1 protein-coding gene is annotated in these 233 nt (G+C 73.4%); it reads left to right on the top strand.

Features of this window, described 5'->3' with window-relative positions:
- Positions 1 to 233 (top strand): AMP-binding protein (locus ACZ2V4_RS11935; RefSeq protein ID WP_490514984.1); only part of this gene is annotated, 233 nt, incomplete at both ends.

Below are 233 nucleotides of genomic sequence, written 5' to 3'. Positions count from 1 at the left end.
ACCCCGTGCTGTACGCGGGTTTCTGGCGGCTGGTCGAGCACTACGGGGTCACCGCGATGAGCGCGGTGCCCACCGTGTACGCGACCCTCGCGGACCTGCCTGTGGATGCCGACATCTCGTCGCTGCGCACCCCGATCGTCGGTGCGGCCCCGCTGCCTCCCCTGGTCGCCGCGGGGTTCGCCGCGCGCACGGGGCTCGAGCTGCGCGAAGGGTACGGGTTGACGGAGGCGGGC

It is taken from the genome of Macrococcus sp. CoH-51_TC_04, assembly GCF_058188655.1.
This window is presented reverse-complemented; position numbering and strand designations above follow the sequence as displayed.